At 31.4% G+C, this 20586-nt stretch carries 18 protein-coding genes; 15 read left to right on the top strand and 3 right to left on the bottom strand.

Annotated features, from left to right (window positions below):
• The 6 genes from Q0049_RS12505 to Q0049_RS12480 form a co-directional block, all read left to right on the top strand.
• The coding region (locus Q0049_RS12505) for a hypothetical protein (protein ID WP_298120282.1) at positions 1 to 202 on the top strand (202 nt) is incomplete at its 5' end.
• Positions 199 to 2145: a threonine--tRNA ligase gene (gene thrS / locus Q0049_RS12500; RefSeq protein ID WP_298120280.1), complete on the top strand. Its 1947-nt coding sequence runs from the start codon at positions 199 to 201 to the stop codon at positions 2143 to 2145. The genes Q0049_RS12505 and thrS, both read left to right, overlap by 4 nt.
• 22 nt (positions 2146 to 2167) lie before the next feature.
• Positions 2168 to 2716, top strand: coding sequence for a translation initiation factor IF-3 (infC, locus tag Q0049_RS12495; RefSeq protein WP_298120296.1), 549 nt, complete (start codon positions 2168 to 2170; stop codon positions 2714 to 2716).
• Between the two features lie 87 nt (positions 2717 to 2803).
• On the top strand, positions 2804 to 3001 hold the full coding sequence (rpmI, locus tag Q0049_RS12490; RefSeq protein WP_298120276.1) for a 50S ribosomal protein L35: 198 nt from the start codon (positions 2804 to 2806) through the stop codon (positions 2999 to 3001).
• A 173-nt stretch (positions 3002 to 3174) separates the two neighbouring features.
• Positions 3175 to 3519, top strand: a complete 345-nt coding sequence (gene rplT, locus Q0049_RS12485; RefSeq protein WP_298120274.1) for a 50S ribosomal protein L20 — start codon at positions 3175 to 3177, stop codon at positions 3517 to 3519.
• 147 nt (positions 3520 to 3666) lie between these two features.
• The gene (locus Q0049_RS12480; RefSeq protein ID WP_298120273.1) at positions 3667 to 4431 is read left to right on the top strand and encodes a hypothetical protein; all 765 of its coding nucleotides are present in this window, start codon (positions 3667 to 3669) and stop codon (positions 4429 to 4431) included.
• 3 nt (positions 4432 to 4434) lie between these two features.
• Here Q0049_RS12480 and Q0049_RS12475 read toward each other — a convergent pair whose 3' ends face one another.
• Together Q0049_RS12475 and Q0049_RS12470 are read right to left on the bottom strand one after the other, a co-directional pair.
• Positions 4435 to 5277: an isoaspartyl peptidase/L-asparaginase gene (locus Q0049_RS12475; protein ID WP_298120271.1), complete on the bottom strand. Its 843-nt coding sequence runs from the start codon at positions 5275 to 5277 to the stop codon at positions 4435 to 4437.
• 55 nt (positions 5278 to 5332) lie between these two features.
• Entirely contained in the window at positions 5333 to 6205 is an 873-nt protein-coding gene (locus Q0049_RS12470) for a cyanophycinase (RefSeq protein WP_298120269.1), read from the bottom strand.
• 352 nt (positions 6206 to 6557) lie between these two features.
• On the opposite strand from Q0049_RS12470, the gene cphA reads away from it, so the two are divergent.
• From cphA to Q0049_RS12425, 9 genes are all read left to right on the top strand, one after another.
• Positions 6558 to 9179 carry a cyanophycin synthetase gene (gene cphA, locus Q0049_RS12465; RefSeq protein WP_298120267.1) on the top strand — a complete coding sequence of 874 codons (2622 nt, stop codon included), beginning with the start codon at positions 6558 to 6560 and terminating at the stop codon, positions 9177 to 9179.
• Positions 9180 to 9253: 74 nt separating this feature from the next.
• The gene (gene blaOXA, locus Q0049_RS12460; RefSeq protein WP_298120264.1) at positions 9254 to 10075 is read left to right on the top strand and encodes a class D beta-lactamase; all 822 of its coding nucleotides are present in this window, start codon (positions 9254 to 9256) and stop codon (positions 10073 to 10075) included.
• On the top strand, positions 10076 to 10534 hold the full coding sequence (locus Q0049_RS12455; RefSeq protein ID WP_298120261.1) for a DUF1569 domain-containing protein: 459 nt from the start codon (positions 10076 to 10078) through the stop codon (positions 10532 to 10534).
• A 36-nt stretch (positions 10535 to 10570) separates the two neighbouring features.
• Entirely contained in the window at positions 10571 to 11923 is a 1353-nt protein-coding gene (locus Q0049_RS12450) for a DUF2268 domain-containing putative Zn-dependent protease (RefSeq protein WP_298120258.1), read from the top strand.
• A gap of 109 nt (positions 11924 to 12032) precedes the next feature.
• Entirely contained in the window at positions 12033 to 13895 is a 1863-nt protein-coding gene (locus Q0049_RS12445; protein WP_298120255.1) for a U32 family peptidase, read from the top strand.
• Between the two features lie 187 nt (positions 13896 to 14082).
• The gene (locus Q0049_RS12440) at positions 14083 to 16212 is read left to right on the top strand and encodes a DPP IV N-terminal domain-containing protein (RefSeq protein ID WP_298120252.1); all 2130 of its coding nucleotides are present in this window, start codon (positions 14083 to 14085) and stop codon (positions 16210 to 16212) included.
• A 189-nt stretch (positions 16213 to 16401) separates the two neighbouring features.
• Positions 16402 to 17226, top strand: coding sequence for a hypothetical protein (locus Q0049_RS12435; RefSeq protein WP_298120249.1), 825 nt, complete (start codon positions 16402 to 16404; stop codon positions 17224 to 17226).
• 175 nt (positions 17227 to 17401) lie between these two features.
• The gene (locus Q0049_RS12430) at positions 17402 to 18196 is read left to right on the top strand and encodes a hypothetical protein (RefSeq protein ID WP_298120246.1); all 795 of its coding nucleotides are present in this window, start codon (positions 17402 to 17404) and stop codon (positions 18194 to 18196) included.
• A 181-nt stretch (positions 18197 to 18377) separates the two neighbouring features.
• The gene (locus tag Q0049_RS12425; RefSeq protein ID WP_298120243.1) at positions 18378 to 19178 is read left to right on the top strand and encodes a hypothetical protein; all 801 of its coding nucleotides are present in this window, start codon (positions 18378 to 18380) and stop codon (positions 19176 to 19178) included.
• Positions 19179 to 19180: 2 nt separating this feature from the next.
• On the opposite strand, the gene Q0049_RS12420 is transcribed toward Q0049_RS12425, so the two are convergent.
• On the bottom strand, positions 19181 to 20440 hold the full coding sequence (locus Q0049_RS12420) for an asparagine synthetase B (RefSeq protein WP_298120241.1): 1260 nt from the start codon (positions 20438 to 20440) through the stop codon (positions 19181 to 19183).
• Between the last annotated feature and the right edge of the window lie 146 nt (positions 20441 to 20586).

Raw genomic sequence — 20586 nt, 5'->3', positions numbered from 1 at the left:
CTACCAAATAGCCCCGATTGTAGTGGAAATAAAAATAGTTTTTTCTTTAAAAACTACTTTTATTGCAACAAAAGCGGGAAAACAGAATACCGAAATGCACAAAACAATCGCTCATGAAAAAAATACTAACTATTATACCTATATATATTGTGTGGGTTTTGTTAATCTTATATATTTGCAGTCCATAAAATTTAAGGAATGATAAAGATTACTCTACCAGACGGTTCGGTTAAGGAGTTTGCAAAAGGTACAACTCCGATGGATGTTGCAAAAAGCATCAGTGAAGGATTAGCAAGAAATGTGATTTCTGCTGCTTTTAATGGTACAACTATAGAAACCTCTACGGAATTAACGACCGATGGTTCACTTGTATTATATACTTGGAATGATAAAGAAGGTAAAAAAGCTTTCTGGCATTCTACTTCACACGTTATGGCTCAGGTTTTGGAAGAAAAATTTAAAGGCATTAAATTAACTCTTGGACCAGCGATTGACAATGGGTTTTATTATGATGTTGATTTTGGTGATAACAAAATAACTGATGCAGATTTTAAAGCTATAGAAGATAGAGTTTTAGAAATTTCTAGAGAGAAGCATGAATTTAAAATGCGTGCCGTTTCTAAAGCCGAAGCCTTAGATGTATATAAAGGTAACGAATATAAAACTGAATTAATATCAAATTTAGAAGACGGAACGATTACTTTTTGTGATCATTCTAATTTCTTTGATTTGTGTCGTGGTGGACATATTCCGAATACTGGAATTATCAAAGCTATGAAAATAATGAGTGTTGCTGGCGCTTATTGGCGTGGTGATGAGAAAAACAAACAGTTGACTCGTGTTTATGGAATTTCGTTTCCGAAGCAAAAAGATTTAACAGACTACCTTGAATTACTTGAAGAAGCTAAACGTCGTGACCATAGAAAACTTGGAAAAGAACTTGATTTATTTGCTTTTTCACAAAAAGTTGGCCAGGGTTTGCCTCTATGGTTACCTAAAGGAGCTGCTTTGAGAGATAGATTAGAACAATTTTTGAAAAGAGCTCAAAAGAAAGCGGGTTACGAACAAGTTGTCACACCGCATATTGGACAAAAAGAACTTTATGTTACTTCTGGACATTATGCTAAATATGGAGCTGATAGTTTTCAACCCATAACAACTCCTGCTGAAGGAGAAGAGTTTTTATTGAAACCTATGAATTGTCCTCATCATTGTGAAATTTATAATACAAAACCTTGGTCATATAAAGATTTACCAAAACGTTATGCCGAATTCGGTACGGTATACAGATATGAACAAAGTGGCGAATTACACGGATTAACACGTGTAAGAGGATTTACTCAAGATGATGCTCATATTTTTTGTACACCAGATCAATTGGATAGTGAGTTTAAAAAAGTAATTGACCTTGTATTATATGTATTTGGTTCATTAGGTTTTGAAAACTTTACCGCTCAGATATCATTACGTGATCAAGAAAACAGAGATAAATATATTGGAAGCGATGAAAATTGGGAAAAAGCAGAAAATGCAATCATCAATGCTGCTGCTGATAAAGGTTTGAATACTGTTGTTGAATATGGTGAAGCTGCTTTTTATGGTCCAAAATTGGATTTCATGGTTAAAGATGCTTTAGGTAGAAGTTGGCAACTTGGAACAATTCAAGTAGATTATAATTTACCTGAGCGTTTTGAATTAACATATAAAGGTGCAGATGACAAATTGCATCGACCAGTTATGATTCACCGAGCACCTTTTGGTTCTATGGAACGTTTTATTGCAATTTTACTAGAACATACCGCAGGAAACTTCCCACTTTGGTTAATGCCAGAGCAGGCTATTATACTGTCTTTGAGTGAGAAATATGAAAATTATGCGAAAAAAGTTTTAGAATTGCTAGAAAATCACGAAATTCGCGCCCTAATTGACAACCGCAACGAGACAATTGGTAAGAAAATTAGAGAAGCAGAAGTTCAGAAAATGCCGTTTATGCTGATAGTTGGTGAGGAAGAAGAGAAAAACGGAACTATTTCAGTACGTCGTCACGGTCAAGAAGGAAAAGGCAATATCACGGTTACAATTGAAGAATTTGTTAAAATCGTGAACGAAGAAATTGCAAAAACATTAAAAACATTTGAAGTTTAACTAAAATAATAAAGCCATAGCAATTAGAAACAACAGAGGTTATCAACCTCGAGTAGAAAAAAAAGATGAACACAGAATAAATAATTTTATTCGTGTGCCTGAAGTACGTCTTGTTGGAGACAATGTAGAACCAGGTATTTTTAAAACTGCAGATGCTATGCGTCTTGCGGATGAATTAGAATTAGATTTGGTAGAAATATCTCCAAATGCTGAACCACCAGTGTGTAAAATTATAGACTATAAAAAGTTTGTTTACATGCAAAAAAAGCGTGAGAAAGAGCTAAAAGCAAAATCAACGCAAATTGTGGTTAAAGAAATTCGTTTTGGTCCTCAAACAGACGAGCATGATTATGAGTTTAAAAGAAAAAATGCTGAAAAATTCCTGAAAGAAGGTTCTAAATTAAAAGCATTTGTATTCTTTAAAGGACGTTCAATCATTTATAAAGAGCAAGGACAAATATTATTATTACGTTTAGCTCAAGATCTAGAAGAACACGGAAAAGTAGAAGCTTTACCAGTTCTTGAAGGAAAGAGAATGATTATGTATATCGCTCCGAAGAAAAAGAAGTAAATCAGATTTCAGTTGACAGATTTCAGTCTGCAGAATTCAGATTAATAATAAAGTAAGTAAGTTAAATTTAAATAAATTAGGGAAATTATGCCTAAAATGAAAACAAAATCTAGTGCTAAGAAACGTTTTAAAGTTACTGGCTCTGGAAAAATTAAAAGAAAACACGCTTTCAAAAGCCACATCTTGACTAAAAAGTCTAAGAAGCGTAAATTAGCTTTAACTCACTCTGCATTAGTTGCTAAAGTAGATGAAAAAAGCATTAAACAACAATTAAGAATTATATAATTAGTAACTAGTAATTAGCTCTTAGTAATTAGCTTTTTTGCTATTCACTAATCACTATTTACTAATAACTAAAAAATTCTTTAGGTTAAAACAATTTTAATAACCTTGGAGTATGGCTATAAAGTTCCTTTGATTAAATTCAGGACGCCTGCTACAAAAACACAAGAAAAATTATGCCAAGATCAGTAAATTCAGTTGCTAAAAGAGCAAGAAGAAAAAAGATAATGAAGCAAGCCAAAGGTTTCTTTGGTCGTCGTAAAAACGTTTGGACTGTAGCTAAAAACGCAGTTGAAAAAGCGATGGTTTACGCTTATCGCGATAGAAAACAAAACAAGAGAAACTTCCGTTCATTATGGATTCAACGTATTAACGCTGGAGCTCGTTTAGAAGGAATGTCTTACTCTCAATTCATGGGATTAGTTAAGAAAAACGGTATCGAATTAAACCGTAAAGTATTAGCAGATTTAGCAATGAATCACCCAGAAGCTTTCAAAGCTGTTGTGAAAAAAGTGAAATAAAAAACGTTTGTACAACCTGTTTAACTTACTTACATATAGAAAATCCCAATCGAAAGGTTGGGATTTTTTGTTTTATTAACGATATAATTATTATTACTTAATTATAAATTAACTTTCTTTTTATAAACTTTGTAATAATTAAACTATATGACAGAAAACGAAAAACTATTATGGGAAAAAATTTCTCAATTCAATTTCAACGATGAAGAAAACGACTTCAAATTTTCAGATCGTTTAGCCAGAGAAAACAACTGGTCCGTTGATTATTCAAAAAAGGCAATCGAAGAATACAAGAAGTTTATATTCTTATGTTGCATTACAACAACTGGTGTTACACCTTCAGACCAAGTAGACCAAGTTTGGCATCTACATTTAACTTACACAAAATCTTACTGGATTGATTTATGCAAAAACACTTTAGAGAAGGAAATCCATCACAATCCTACAAAAGGTGGAACTTCTGAAGCAATAAAATTTGACTCCTTTTACTCGAAAACTAAAGAAGATTACAAAACAATTTTCAAATCAGAACCGCCAATAGAAATTTGGCCAAATAATGAAAATCGATTTAGTGATATTCATTTTAAACGAATTAACATCAATCGTAATTGGGTAATTAAAAAGCCTAATTTTAAGCAAAAAAGTATATTAATAACATCAATTATAACATTGATATCCTTATTCTTAATTCAAGCCACTTTTCTAAACCATCAACTAGGTGCAATAATAATTGTAATATTAGTATTTGGATTACTTATGTATCTATCAAGTAAAGACAAAAACAATAGAAATGGTGGTTCGGGATGTTCTTACGGATGTGCATCAGGTTGTTCAAGCAACTCTGGACATGATGGATGTTCTGGAGATAGCGGTTGCTCCAGTGGATGTGGAGGTTGTGGTGGCGGAGATTAATTCCTAACCAAAAACCTCCTCTTTCTCGCCATCATAACTCGCAAAAACCATACTTGGATGCGAATCTTGATGAAATATAGTTCCGTCTTTATCGATTGCAATTGCTCCAGCAAAACCATCATAAGGTTTCAATTCAGCAAAAGTTTTCTCAAATGCTTTATCTAATGAAAATCCATCGGTAACACGGGTAACTATTTTAGCAGCAGTTGCATTACTTACAATATCTTCTCCAACTCCAGTTAAACTAACACCACAAAATTCATTCACATAATTTCCAGCAACAGTGGCACTATCGGATATTCTTCCCGGAATTTCAAAACCTTTTCCTCCAGTCGAAGTAGCAGCTGCTAAATTTCCATCAGCATCTAAAGCCACACAACCTACAGTTCCAGTTCCTGTCGCTGCTAATTTTGCTTCATATTCTGCTCTACGTTGAGGAATTTCAGTTGAAAATTGTTCAAATCCGTGTTGTCTTGCAAAATTAGTTGCTCCACTTCCACCCAAAACTCTATCATCAACTTTCATCAATTCTAAAGCCACTTGAATAGGATTTTTTACTTCCTCAATATTGATAACGCCACTAAACTTCTGTGACATTCCATCCATCAATGAAGCACTCATTCTAATTTTTCCATCACTTTGAATCTGCGAACCAATTCCAGCATTAAACAATTCGTCATCTTCTAATAACGAAACTGCATAAACAACCGTTTCAACAGCCGAATGCGTTTTCAAATACTCATAAGAATCTTTTACAATTCGCAATAAAGCATTTTGCTTAGCTACTTTTGTCTCCTGACTTGTAGAAGATTCCGAAAAAAAACCACCGTGAATTATAATTTTCATGTTAGATAGTAGATTTTAAATATTTGATATCAGATATCTAATATTTAATATGGAATTAAACGTATTGCGAACTATTAATAGTCATTTTAAAAGTATCCAAATCAAAGGTATCATGTTTACTCATCACGTGAGTCACTAAATGATTTATAGAAATAGGTTTACCAAGCTCAACCTGAGTTAAATTAGTATCTTTCACTTCTCTTCCATCCACTAAAATCACTAATCCAGAACCGATAGCTTCCATTTGTCGACCGTTCAAAATCAACAAACCAGTATCTTCTCCAAGACCAATACCTAAAACTTTTGGATTTCCAACAACAGCTTGAAATAACCTTCCAATTCTTCCACGTTGTACAAAATGCGTATCAATTACAACATCATCAATCAAACCTAAACCAGAAGTAATCTTCACCTCACCTTTCAACAAAGCTTCCTGACTACTTCCTTGATAAATCATATTATTACTAGCAGCAGCAGCTCCAGCCGAAGTTCCTGCATAAATAAAATCGGTATTTCTATATTTATCAATCAAAATATCATCAAATGGTGTTCCACCTAAAATAGAAGTCAATCGCAATTGATCGCCACCAGTAAACATAACTACATCAGCAGCTTTTAAACGCTCTAAAACTTCAGGTTCACTTGCTTGCTCACGTTTCTCAATATATAAAACATCAACATTATTCGCACCTAAATAGCTAAAAGCTTTCACATACTCTGGTCCAATTTCTCTCGGAATTTTCGAAGCAGTAGTAATAACTTCAATCCTAGATAACTCTTTATTTACAGATTCTTTTATGATTCTTTTCAAAATTCCCTCTTCAAAAAAGTTTAAATTTTTTGGAGCGTCTTTATCCAAATTTGTTTCGGTAAAACTGCCTTTATCAACAGCGCCACCTATTATTATTAGTTTTCCTTGTATTTTCATGCGGTAAAAATAACTATTTCATAATATTTGACAAACGTTTTATTGCTTTTTGAAGCGAAACTTATCGACTACTTATTAACCATATTCCCGCTTTTCGTTACAATCTCTTCGAGGATTTCCACTACAATCGGGGCTAAACAGTAATGAAATGGCATATTTATTCATTTTTTCAAAACAAAAAATCGATAATTACAGCTATAAAATGCAAAGCAAATGCTTAAAAATCAACACAACCATAATAAATCAAATAAAAAACAAACTTTTTCTCATAAAAAATGTTTCATAATAATAAATATTTTCTATTTTTAACAAATCCATTACAATCAATACAAAACAAAATACCAATAGAATTATGAAGATTGATAAAATTCAAGCGTTACGTGGACCAAATATTTGGAGTGTACAAAGAAAAAAACTAATCCAAATGCGATTAGATTTAGAAGATTTAGAAGAACGTCCTACTAATAAAATTGAAGGTTTTCGTGAACGAATTGAAGCCATGTTTCCCACAATGATAGAACATCGTTGCTCTGAAGGTTGCCGTGGCGGTTTCTTTTCACGAGTAGATCGTGGTACTTGGATGGGACACGTTATCGAACACATTGCGCTAGAAATCCAAACCCTTGCCGGTATGGAAACTGGTTTTGGTAGAACTCGTGAAACCAAAACACCTGGCGTGTATAATGTAGTTTTTAGCTATACCGAAGAAAATGTAGGTTTATATGCAGCAGAAGCAGCAGTAAGAATCGCTGAAGCATTAATTGCAGGAACAGATTACAATCCAGAAGAAGACATTCAAAAAATGCGTGAGATTCGTGAACGTGTTCGTCTCGGACCATCAACGGGAAGTATCGTTGAAGAAGCGGTTTCTAGAGATATTCCTTGGATTCGTCTTGGAACAAATTCATTGGTACAATTGGGTTATGGTGTAAACCAAATGCGTTTTCAAGCAACCATTACATGTAAAACGAGTAGTATTGCTGTAGATATTGCTTGTAACAAAGAGCAAACTAAAAAAATGTTAGACGCAGCATCTATTCCTGTCGCAAGTGGTGGAATTTGTGTTGACGAAGAAGATTTAGAAGCAGTTGTTAAGAAAATTGGTTACCCAATTGTTTTAAAACCACTAGATGGAAATCACGGAAAAGGTGCTTCAATCAACGTAAAAACTTGGGAAGATGCTGTGGAAGGTTTGGCTTATGCTAAAAAATATAGTCACAGAGTTATTGTAGAAAAATTCATCACAGGTTACGACTTTAGAGTTTTAATCATTGACAATAAATTAGTTGCAGCAGCAAAACGCGAACCTGCTCACGTAAAAGGTGACGGAAAACAAACTATCCAACAATTAATTGAAGAAACCAATCTTGACCCAAGACGTGGTTATGGTCACGAAAATGTTCTAACCCAAATTGACGTAGATAGAGATACTACAGATTTGTTAGAAAAACTAGGTTATACTTTAGAAACGGTTCCAAGAAAAGACGAAGTAGTTTATTTAAAATCAACAGCAAACTTAAGTACAGGTGGAACTTCTGTAGATATTACTGACATGATGCATCCAGAAAATATTTTCCTTTGCGAAAGAATTTCTCGTGTCATCGGATTAGATATTTGCGGAGTTGATATTATGGCTGAAAATTTAACACAACCATTAAAAGAAACTGGTGGTTGTATTCTTGAAGTAAATGCTGCGCCAGGTTTCAGAATGCACTTAGCTCCAAGCGAAGGTTTGCCTAGAAACGTAGCTGCTCCAGTAATTGATATGCTTTATCCTCCAGGAAAACCAAGTCGTGTTCCTATTATTGCCGTTACGGGAACTAATGGAAAAACTACCACAACACGTTTAATTGCTCATATTGTAAAAAACAATGGATATCGTGTAGGTTTCACAACATCTGATGGAATTTATGTTCAAAACCATTTGATGGAAAAAGGTGATACCACAGGACCAATTTCTGCTGAATATATTTTGAAAGATCCAACAGTTGAATTTGCAGTTCTAGAAACAGCTCGTGGCGGAATTCTTCGTTCTGGTTTAGGTTTCAGTCGTTGCGATATCGGAATTATTACTAACATTCAAGAAGATCATTTAGGTTTATCAGATATTCATACATTAGACGATTTAGCTCGTGTAAAAGCTACTGTGGTTCGCAGTATCAAAAAAGATGGTTGGGCAATTTTAAATGCAGAAGACGACCAATGTTTGAAAATTGCTAACGAATTAAGTTGCAATGTTGCCTATTTTTCAATGGATGAAAACAATCCAAAAGTAGTTCAATTTGCTAAGGAAGGAAAAATCGTAGCCGTTTATGAAAACGGATTCATCACCATCAAAAAAGGCGAATGGAAAATTCGTGTTGAAAGAGCTACACACGTTCCGTTAACAATGGGCGGAAAAGCAAAATTCATGATTGCGAATGTTTTGGCAGCCACTTTAGCGGCTTATTTACAAGGATTTAAAACAGAAGATATCAGTTTGTCATTGCAAACATTCATTCCAAGTGCGGCACAAACTCCAGGAAGAATGAATATTTTCGAATTCAAAAAATTCAAAGTATTGATTGACTTTGCTCACAATCCTGCCGGATATAAAGGTGTTGAAGAATATTTAAGTAGTGTTGAAGCTACTAAAAAAATCGGAATTATTGCCGGTGTTGGTGATCGACGTGATGAAGATATTAAAGAATGTGCCACAATTGCAGCTCGCATGTTTGACCACATTATCATTCGCCAAGAAAAATATTTACGTGGAAGAACCGAAGAAGAAATCATTGGCTTAATCATGGAAGGAATTGCCGCTTCTGGTAGAACTATAACTCACGAAATTATTTCTAAAGAAACCGAAGCTATCAAACACGCTATTGATACTGCAGAAGATGGAACATTTATCACAGCATTAAGTGATGTAGTTACCAATGCTATTGAAATTGTTCAAAGTTATTTGGATAAAGAACAAGAAGAAACGGTTTAAAAAATAAATTTTGAAGAACTAAAATCCCAAATTCCAAACGGTTTTTGGGATTTTTTAAATAAGAATGAAAAAAAATGAAAAAACAAATATTTATATTTTACTTACTCTTTTTATTGTCAATAAATGCTTCTTGTCAAAAAAATAATACCAAACCTAGCGAAATCATTAAACCTGAATTTGACAAAATTTTAGATAGTTTGGATGTAAAAGGTTCTGTATTAATTTACGATTTTAAAAATAACACTTATTATTCTAATAATTTTTCTTGGGCAAAAATGGGAGTTATTCCAGCTTCAACGTTTAAAATACCAAATTCTATAATTGCTCTAGAAACAGGAGTTATTGAAAGCGACTCAACTATTTTTAAATGGAATGGAGAAAAAAGAAGATTTAAAAAATGGGAACAAGATTTAACCTTAAAAAAAGCATTCCAAGTATCTTGTGTTCCTTGTTATCAAGAGATTGCTAGAAAAGTTGGTGTAAAAAGAATGAAATCGTATTTAAAAAAACTAAACTATAAAGGAATGGTTTTCGACACACTAACAATAGATAATTTTTGGTTAGAGGGAAAATCAAAAATTTCTCAAATGCAACAAATTGATTTTCTAAAACGATTATATTTTTCAAAATTACCCATATCAAAAAGAACTGAAAATATTATGAAAGATATTATGAAAATCGAAGAAACAGAAATTTATACCTTGAGTGGTAAATCAGGTTGGGGAATGAGAAATGACATCAACAATGGTTGGCTAGTAGGATATTTGGAAACCAATAATTCTGTGTACTTTTTTGCAACAAACGTTGAAAAAGAAGAAACAAATATGGACGAATTTCCAGCAATTAGATTAAATACAACTAAAGAAGCTTTTAAAAAATTAAATATTCTAAATTAAATGCAAAACCTACAAAACCTCATTTCCCAGCTAGAAACTAAAATTCCTTTGTACGAAAAGACAAATTCTTCTGTTTCAAGTTCTACAGTTGGTTGGCAAATTGAGCACAGTTTGAAAACCATTTATCAAATTGCTTCAGTTGTCAAAAACTCCAATCCTCAAGAATACCAGTGGAAATTTAATAAAAGTAAATTGTTTATTTCAATTTTAGGTTTTATTCCAAGAGGCAAAGCGAAAGCTCCAAAAGTAGTTCTACCTGACGAAAATATTTCAGAAGAATCACTTATAAATAGCTTACAAAATGTAAATGCAATTTTAGAAGAATGGAAGTCATTTGATAACGATGCCTACTTTAAACATCCGTATTTCGGGAATTTGAATAAAAAATCTACAATGTGGTTTTTGAAATTACATACCAACCATCATTTGAAAATTGTAAATGATATTTGTAACAAATAATTAAAAAATATGTCTATCAGATAAATACAACAAATTATGCAAAAATTTCTTTTACTTATCGTCATTTACTTCTCATTTACATTTGGATTTAGTCAATCTCAAAAAATTGTAATGGACGATGTAGACCGTTTTTGGATTGCATTTGATAGTATTAAAGTACAAACTAGTAAAGAGAAAAAGATAGACATTATGAAACGCCTTTACTTTGATAAAGGCTCTGAAGGCTTAAAAGCATTTGTTGAAGAACGTCATGCCTCACCAGAAATTTTAGTAGATTTAATTGAACAATTGCCTAACTATTGGGAAACACTTCGCCCAAGAATGACACTTTTAAAACTAAAAAAACAAGAACTCGAAAATCAAATTTTAAACTTCAAAAAAATATATCCAAATCTAAAAGATTCTAAAATCTATTTCCTCATTGGAAGAATAAATTCAGGTGGAACAACTCAAAAAGACAAAGTTTTAATTGGTACTGAAATTGCTCTTGGCGATAAATCCGTTAGTACATCTGATTTTGAGGACAATTGGTTGCGAGAAATTTTTGATGCATCCGATGACACTAGATTGGTAAGTTTAAACATTCATGAATATGTACACACGCAACAGAAATTAGAAAACGAAAACAAAACTAATTTACTTGGAAATGCAATATTAGAAGGTGCATGCGATTTCGTTGCAGAATTAGTCTGCGGAAGTTATCCAACCAACTACATACCGTTTTATCAAAAAAATGAATTAGAAATTTGGTCTGTATTTTATAATGAAATGAACGGAAAAGCAAAATCAAATTGGATTGGAACAGGCGGAAATCCACTTTTACCATGTTCAGATTTGGGCTATGCTGTTGGTTATACCATTTGTAAATATTATTATAATAATGCAAAAAACAAACAACAAGCAATCAAAGAAATCATTGAATTAGATTACGAAAACGGCGATGTTGTGGCTGATTTTTTAAAAAAATCTAGGTATGAAAAACATCTAAAATCTATTGGCTTTAAGCCAAATACAAAAAAAACAATTGAAGGATTTACTCAAGACAAAGAAACCGTAACTTTCATTTTCAATTTATCGAATAAAATCGTTGGCAATGGAAATAAAGGTTCAAAAAATTTCACAAAAAAAGAACTTGAAACTATTAAATCAATAAATGTAGCAGGAGATTTTAATAATTGGGATTTCAAAAATCCAGAATTCAAACTTACTAAAACTACTAATAATTACTATCAAATAACTATTCCAAAAAGTAAAATTGGACCAAAAAACTACAAAGGTTATTTCAAATTTGTAATTGATGAACAGTACTGGATTGAACCTCAATTTATAAGCTCCAATAAGGGTTCAGCAGATGGAAATTCGACCAATTTATTTTTAATTCTCAATTAAATTTTCTTTCGTTTATATCATAATTAAATGGAAGTATAAAAAAGTTAAGTAAGATTTCGATTTCTCCAATAAATATAAGACCTTTGCACACTTTTATTTAAGGAATTATATGAAGAAGAAAATTGAGATTCTTGCTCCTGCAAAAGATTTAATTCACGGAATGGCAGCTATAAATGCTGGTGCTGATGCAGTTTATATTGGCGCACCACAATTTGGAGCTCGTTCTAATGCACACAATTCTATTGAAGATGTTGCTGAATTGGTGAAATATGCACACCTTTTTAACGCACAAGTTTTTGTAGTAATCAATACCATATTATATGACGATGAGTTAGAAACGTGCCGTCAATTAATTTGGAAATTGTACGATATAGGAGTTGATGCGCTTATCATTCAAGATATGGCAATCATGGAAATGGATTTGCCTCCAATAGTTCTTCACGCAAGTACACAAGCTAATAATCGTGATGCCGATAAAATAAAATTTCTAGCTGATGCCGGAATTAAACGTGTCGTTTTAGCGCGTGAGTTGAATTTGCATCAAATAAAAGAAATCAGCGAAGCAAGCGATGTTGAATTAGAGTTCTTTGTGACTGGTGCACTTTGTGTTTCGTTTAGCGGAAATTGTTATATGAGTGTTGCTAATGGTGAACGTTCAGCTAACCGTGGTTCGTGTGCGCAAAACTGTCGATTACCTTATAATTTAATTGATGGAAATGGAGACACATTAATCAAAAACAGCCATTTACTTTCTATAAAAGATTTTGATGTTACCGATCAAATTCCAAATTTAATTGAAGCCGGAATTTGTTCGTTCAAAATTGAAGGTCGATTAAAAGACATTGTTTATGTTAAAAATAATGTTTCATTTTTACGTCAAAAATTAGATGCCTTTTTAGAACAAAATAGTTATAAATACACCAAAGCTTCTTCAGGAAAATCGACTTATACTTTTGAGTCTTCACTAGATAAGTCATTCAATCGTGGTTATACCGATTATTTTGTAAACGAAAGACATCAAGCAATTGGTTCGTGGGAAAGTGCTAAATCAAAAGGTCAATATATTGGAAAACTAATTAAAACTGTTGGAAATTCGTATCAAATTGAAAATGGTGAATTGCTTAACAATGGTGACGGATTGTGTTTTATAAACGAAAACAATGAAGCCGATGGAATTTATGTAAATCGTGCAGAAAATGGTTTTGTATATCCAAATGTTCTAAAAGAAATTAAAGATGGAACATTCATCTATAGAAATAATGACGCAGCTTTTATCAAAATTGTAGAACGTGAAGACAGTGCAGTCAGAAAAATTAGTACGACTTTATTGCTATCTGAAAATGAAAATGGTTTTGAATTAAAAGCTACTGATGAAGACGGAAATGTTAGCGTTATAACTTTAGTTCATCCAAAAGAGCTTACAAAAAACAACGAATCGATTGAGGAAAATTTCAAAATAAATTTAGCTAAAACAGGTTTTACACCTTATAATGCAGATGAAATTACAATTGAATTCTCACAAAATTGGTTTCTACCTATTTCTAAAATCAACGAAATGCGTAGAACAGTTTATGAGCAATTATCTGAAATTCGTTTGGCAAATTACGTTCGTGAGGAACATCAAATGGTTAAAACATCACATCCATATCCAGAAAGTAAATTGGATTTCATGTACAATGTTGCTAACAAAACGGCTCGTAAATTCTACGAAAGACATGGTGTAACTGAAATTGAACAAGCCTTCGAATTGCAATGGGATCCAGGAAAATCTCGTGTAATGACAACCAAATATTGCATTAAGTACGAATTAGAAAAATGTCCTAAATATCATAAAGATACAATAGAAACTAAGCTAAAAGAACCATTGGTATTAAAACAAGGCGAATTAGAATACAAACTAAAATTCAATTGCAAACCTTGCGAAATGGAAATTTGGGAAAAAGACGCCGAATTTGAAATCGAAGAAGACTAAAATCAGTTTCGGGTTGCGAGTTCTAGGTTGCGAGTTTCTACATAATTAACTTATTTTCACACTGAACTAGCTTGCACTGAGTTTATCGAAGTGAAGTGCTTTATAAAATTGTAACAAAGGATAATGATTTTAGTCTAACTAACATTATCCTTTTTTTATACCTTTACATCAACAAACAAATTACATTATGAACAAAAAAATTATACTATTCTTCAGTTTATTTATTGCGGTTACTTCTCAAGCGCAATTGAAAAAAATAACTCTTGAAGATGGCGTTTTACAACAAGGAAGAAAATTTGGAGCTGATAAAATGACAGGTTTTCAATGGATTCCAAACACTAACAAATATGTTTATTTTAAAGATTCGTGGACAACTTTTGTACAAGGAACGCAAGGTCCAAATGCCTTAGAAACGCCAACTTTAGCAGACATCAACACTGCTTTAGGAACAAAATTAAAAAACTTTTTTGGTATCGAATGGTTAGATGCCAACACTATTTTAGTTTCTGAAAACGGAAAATATTTTACATATTCTGTGACTTCTAAATCAGGAAAAGAATTATTAGAAACTCCAGAAGCAGCCGAAAATCAAACCTTCGATAAATCGAAACAAAATTTAGCTTTTACCGAAGGAAACAATTTATTTTTGATAAATAAAAACAAAGAAAAAATTGCTGTAACTAACAATACTGATAAAAATATTGTTTCGGGACAATCAATTTCTAGAAACGAATTTGGAATTTCAGGTGGAATTTTTTGGTCACCAAAATCATCTCATTTAGCTTTCTATCAAAAAGATGAAACCGATGTTGCTGATTATCCTTTATTAGACATTAATGAAACTCCAGGTAAATTGGTTTCAATAAAATATCCAATGATTGGTCAAAAATCGGAAAAACCTAAAGTTGGAATTTACAATTTGTCTTCAGGAAAAACCGTTTTTATCAAACCTAGAAATAACGCTGACGATTATTTAACCAACCTAACTTGGACACCAGACGAAAAATTCATATTAATTGCTGAATTAAATCGTGGTCAAAATGATATGTGTTTGAATTTATATGATGCAAATTCAGGTGCATTTATCAAAACTCTTTTGAATGAAACTAGCGATAAATGGGTTGAACCAGAACACGATGCTTTTTTCCCAAGTGAAAAGTCAAATAATTTTGTTTGGCATAGCGAAAAAGATGGTTTTCAAAACCTTTACTACTACTCTATTGATGGGAAATTGATTAAGCAATTAACCAATAATAAATTTGTAACCAGAGAAATCATTGGTGCAAATCCTACTGGAACTGAAATTTACTTTAAAGCTACTGGTCCAAATCCAACAAATATGTTAGTTTATAAAGTTGATTTGAAAGGAAAACAAACTTTAATTACAAAAGATGAAGGTGTTCATAATGTTTCTATTTCTTCCGATTACAATTGGATTTTTGATGAATATTCTAATCATTCAACACCATCAAAATCGTTACTTTACGACAAAAAAGGTAAGGCAATTACTCTTTTAGAAAGCAAAAATAAATACGATGGTTACGAAATGGGAACGGCTGAAATCAAAACGATAAAAGCTGCTGACGGAACAACCGATTTATATACAAGATTAATCAAACCAAGTAATTTCGATGCCACAAAAAAATATCCTGTAATGGTTTATGTTTATGGTGGACCACACGCTCAAATGATTACGAATTCGTATTTAGATGGTGCGAATTTATGGATGTATTGGATGGCAGAGCAAGGTTATTTAGTATTTACAGTGGACAATCGTGGTTCTGATAATCGTGGATTTGCTTTTGAAAGTGTGATTCACGGAAAATGCGGAACTAACGAAATTGAAGACCAAATAAAAGGTGTAGAATACTTAAAATCATTACCTTATGTTGACGGAAATCGTTTAGCAGTTCACGGTTGGAGTTATGGTGGATTTATGACCAATTCGTTAATGTTAAGAAAACCTGACGCATTTAAAGTTGGAGTTGCTGGTGGACCAGTTGTAGATTGGAAATGGTATGAAGTAATGTATGGCGAACGCTACATGGACACACCAACAGAAAATGCTAAAGGTTTTGAAGAAGCAAGTTTGCTAACTCATGTAAAGAATTTGAAAGGAAAACTACTTTTAATTCATGGAACTAATGATGATGTAGTTGTAGAACAACACAATTTATCATTAGTAAAGAAATTTGTTGAAGCTGGTAAACAAGTAGATTATTTCCCTTATCCAATGCACAAACACAATGTCATTGGAAAAGACAGAGTGCATTTAATGACTAAAGTTTTGAACTACATTATTGAAAATAATAAATAAGATTTTATCTTAATGTCAAAATCCCAAATTCCAATTGATTACTTTGGAGTTTGGGATTTTTTATTGAAAATTTAAAATGAAGTCTTTATCGGTTTTTGTTATATTTGTTTTTATTTCATACTTATATAACTTGTTTTAGTTCTTTGTGTATGATTTTATTAAAAATACATAATAGCTAACAAATTACTTATGAAGAAAATACTTTTTTTAATCTCGATATTGCAGTTTTCATTATTGTATTCACAAGATGAAATAATTCTCAAAGGATATTACAGTCCTCAAAAAAAATACAACCAAATCATTCAACAAACTTCAGAAACGACTCTCGAATATATTGGCTCTGAAGAGTTAAGAGAAAATTTAAAAAAGAAAAATATTCAAAATCCAACGATAACAAATCAATCTTCAACAAATGAAGCAGTTGTATTTACTGGAAAACTGTACAACTCCAAAAACTTCCCTTTAAAAATGAAATTCACTAAAACGACAAATAGTAGTGAAACAACACCTATATTAGAAGGAACAGAAATATATGGTACAGGAACAATTGGTGAAATGCCAAAACTAGATTCTATTACATCAAATCGTATGGATGAAAATAGTAAGAAGTCAATTCTTGAATCATTACAAGCTACTTTTTCTCAATTAAATTTTCCTGAAAGAAAAATAAAAATCGGAGAGAGTTTTTCAAGAAAATCTCCCTTATCAATACCGATTTCAGGAGACACAATTAATATTTCAATGAATTCAAGTTTTAAACTCATTAGTATATCAAATGGTAAAGCAAATTTAGATGTAGTAGTTATATTCACAATGGAAACAAATTCATCTAAATTTGAAGTTACAGCAAATGGTCAAGGGAAAGGAATAATGATTTATGATATTAAAAATAATTTCATTTCAAAATATGAAACTGATACAGAAATGAATATGTATTTCAAAACAGAAAAATTTGATATACTAATGAAATCCAAAAGTGGTTACAAACAAAAAGTTGAAATATTTAATAATTAAAACATGTCTATGACTAACTGCTGTTTTAGATAATAGCTTTTTCTGTTCATGAAATTTTGTTTCCTAAAAATTTGGTTACTATAACAAAAAAAGTTCCAAAGTTTTTAATTTTCCAAGCAAAGAAATTTTGAGTAATATACTCCTAAAAAAAAGTAAAAATTAAACTAATAAAAAAATGTCCAAAAGAAAAGTTAGACTTTCAAATTTAATTACACTTATTAAAAACAGAAAACCATTCTCAATTCTTGGAATAGTATTTGTTTTCTCATCAGTTTTCATTTTATTGCCAAGTGTTTTGTTCATGATAAACTCATTTCTTGAACCTTATGAAAAATATGATTTTGTAAAAATTGAGCAAAATGGAACTGAAAAAATTGCAAAAATTACTGATTTAAGACCAGTGAATAATGTTACAATAAATGGTGAACATCCTTTAAAAATAAGTTACGAGTTTTCAGATAAAGGTTTAACTAAATCTGACAAATTCCAAACTATGGATCTAGAAAAAACTAACGAAATGAAAATTGGAAATGAAATAAAGATTAAAACTTTTGAAAATCAATCTAAAATTCAAAATTTAGAGCCTTTTACTTTTCCATTTTATTTATTTTATACTTTACCGTTTATATTTTTTGTTTTAGGTTCTATATTTTCACTTATAGGATTAGTTCCTGCTTTAAGAGATTATAATTTGTATAAGAATGGAATCGTGAAAGAAGGAACAATTATTTCATTAACTCTAAATTCAGGATTACCAATAACAAATATTGGACAAAGTATCTTAATAAATTATTATTATCTAAGCTCAAACGGACAAAAAATATTTGGAAAATCTAAAACAACCGATCTTTCGATAATGTTGGAAAAAAAAGCTGAAGATAAAATCAATCTTTTTGTTTCAGAAAATGACGAGACAAAATCTTGTTTAATTCCGAAATTAGAAGCAATGAAAAATAATTGGAAAATATAAAAAACATAGATTAAAAAAAAATTAAGTAGATTATTTAGCCTTCAATAAAAAAAAGATAAAGTTCATTTAATAGCTACTATTTTAAAAAACGTATCGAGTATAATTAATAAAAATTAAATCCCAAAAATCCATATATATTGAGTTTGGGATTTTCATTTTATATTACTTTAACAAAAAAATCATGATGAAAAAGCATATTTTAATAACTCTTACATTTCTCTTTACCGTTAGCAGTATTTCATGTAAAAAAGAGAGTAAACCTGAGGAAAAATCCATTTCTGTTACAGAAGAAATAACTCCTGAAACTGAAATTGATACCATAAATTGGTACACTGATTTATGTGAAATGAACAGCAAATTCGATGTGTCTAAATATTCAAAAAAACAATTAAAAGATACCCATCATCTTTGGTTTGGTACTATTGGTTATATCAATTTTGATGGTTATCCTGTATTTAATTTGGATGACAAAACAGAACCCATTGAAGTTTTGGAAGAACGATATGCTGAAGGAAAAGCTGAACTTGAAAACTTAGAAGTAGTTGATTTACCTTATTGGAATAACTTAAAGCAACTAAAACTTTTAGAATTAAAATCATTCTACGAACATGAAAAAACAGCTTATTTTGCTTATGCTAACCCTAAAAATTTAGTAAAAACAGTGTATGATGTAAAAGCAAAAGTTTATGTTGACGCGTTAGTATCTGGTGATAGTTTGAAAATGATTGCAGCTTGGAAAAAATTAAATGAAGAACAAAAAGCAAACAATGGTTCACCAGAACATGTTGAGAAAAAGTTTCAAAGCAGGTTGAATTCACCTCAATGTTTAGAATATGCAAAAATGGATTTGTTCACTTTCGGTTGGAATAACAACACTAAAAAAAATTGCAAAGGATGTGAAGTTTTAGAAAACAGAGATCCTATGTATGAGGAATATAAAAAATTATTTATTTCCACAACAGAAGAATGTAGCGAACCTTAATTTTAAGTTTTCTGTTTTTTCTTTTTAGCTGCTGGAAATAAAATATTATTCAAAATAAGTCTAAAACCAGGAGAATTTGGATGCAAATCTAAAACAGTTGGCTCGTCTCCTACTCTATGTTCATAATCTTCTGGATCGTGACCACCATAATAGGTGAAAAATCCTTTTCCTTTTTGACCATGAATGTATCGTGCTTCTTCATTCAATTGACATTCACCTAAAACTAAAACATTTGATTTTACCAGTTCACGTTCAAATGAGGTAGATTGTCCCATAAAACCTTTTACTAATTGCGTATGATTTTGACATAACATCGTCGGAATAACATCCCATTTTGCTGAGAATTCCATTAAGGTAAAGTAATCTTTTTCCATTGGAATTTTTCTTTTCACCGACATATCAATATCTGAGAATTCATATTTTTCAGGTCTTCTTTCTAAAATAAAATCTTTAAAAGCAAAAGTACTTGAGTAATCAATTTTAGATTGATAGTTGCCTTCACTAGCATCGCCATCAAACATTGGTTCACAAATATCAACTCCATCAGCAGAAAGTGCAATATCAAAACTTTCAGTTGCTGAACACATTGCAAACATAAATCCACCGCCAATAACAAAATCTCTTATCTTTTTTGCTACGGCTAATTTCTCTTCAGATACTTTTGAATATCCAAGTTTAGTAGCAAGTGCTTCTGCTTCTTTTTTCTGGTCGATGTACCAAGGTGCATTTCTATACGCACCAAAAAATTTTCCATATTGTCCTGTAAAATCTTCGTGATGCAAGTGTAGCCAATCATATAATATCAATTGATCGCTAAGAACTTCCTCATCATATATTGGTGTAAAAGGAATTTCAGCATACGTCAAAACCATAGTAACAGCGTCGTCCCAAGGTTGTTTTCCTTTTGGCGTGTAAACGGCTATTTTTGGTGCTTTTTCAAGAATTACCGTTTCCATATTTTGTGATGGTGACGAAATTTCTTCAAGAATTTGGTTAGCTTCACCATCAGAAAGTAATTCAAAACTCACGTTTCTAATTTGGCATTCCTTTCTAATTTCTGGAGCATCGGGCAACAAAAAAGAACCACCACGATAGTTTAGCAACCAACTCGCTTTATATTGTTTATCAAGACACCAATAGGTTATTCCATAGGCTTTTAAATGATTTTTTTGAGAAACATCATCCATAGGAAGCAATATAAAATTTGCTCTTACTGGAAGTAGAAAAATCAAAAAAAGCACTAAATAAATTCGTTTAAGCATTTCTAAATATGAATATTAAATTTATTCGAAGATACTATTTTTATTAAGTACCATCAAGATAATTTTATGTTAAAATATTTTTTTAGATTAAAGCTAAAAACACGTATTTCTACGTATATACAGAAAAAATAATAGCAGTATTTTTG

It is taken from the genome of Flavobacterium sp. (assembly GCF_027484205.1).
GTDB lineage: Bacteria > Bacteroidota > Bacteroidia > Flavobacteriales > Flavobacteriaceae > Flavobacterium.
Note: the sequence above shows the minus strand (reverse complement) of the source record. Positions and strands in the feature narration are given on the sequence as shown.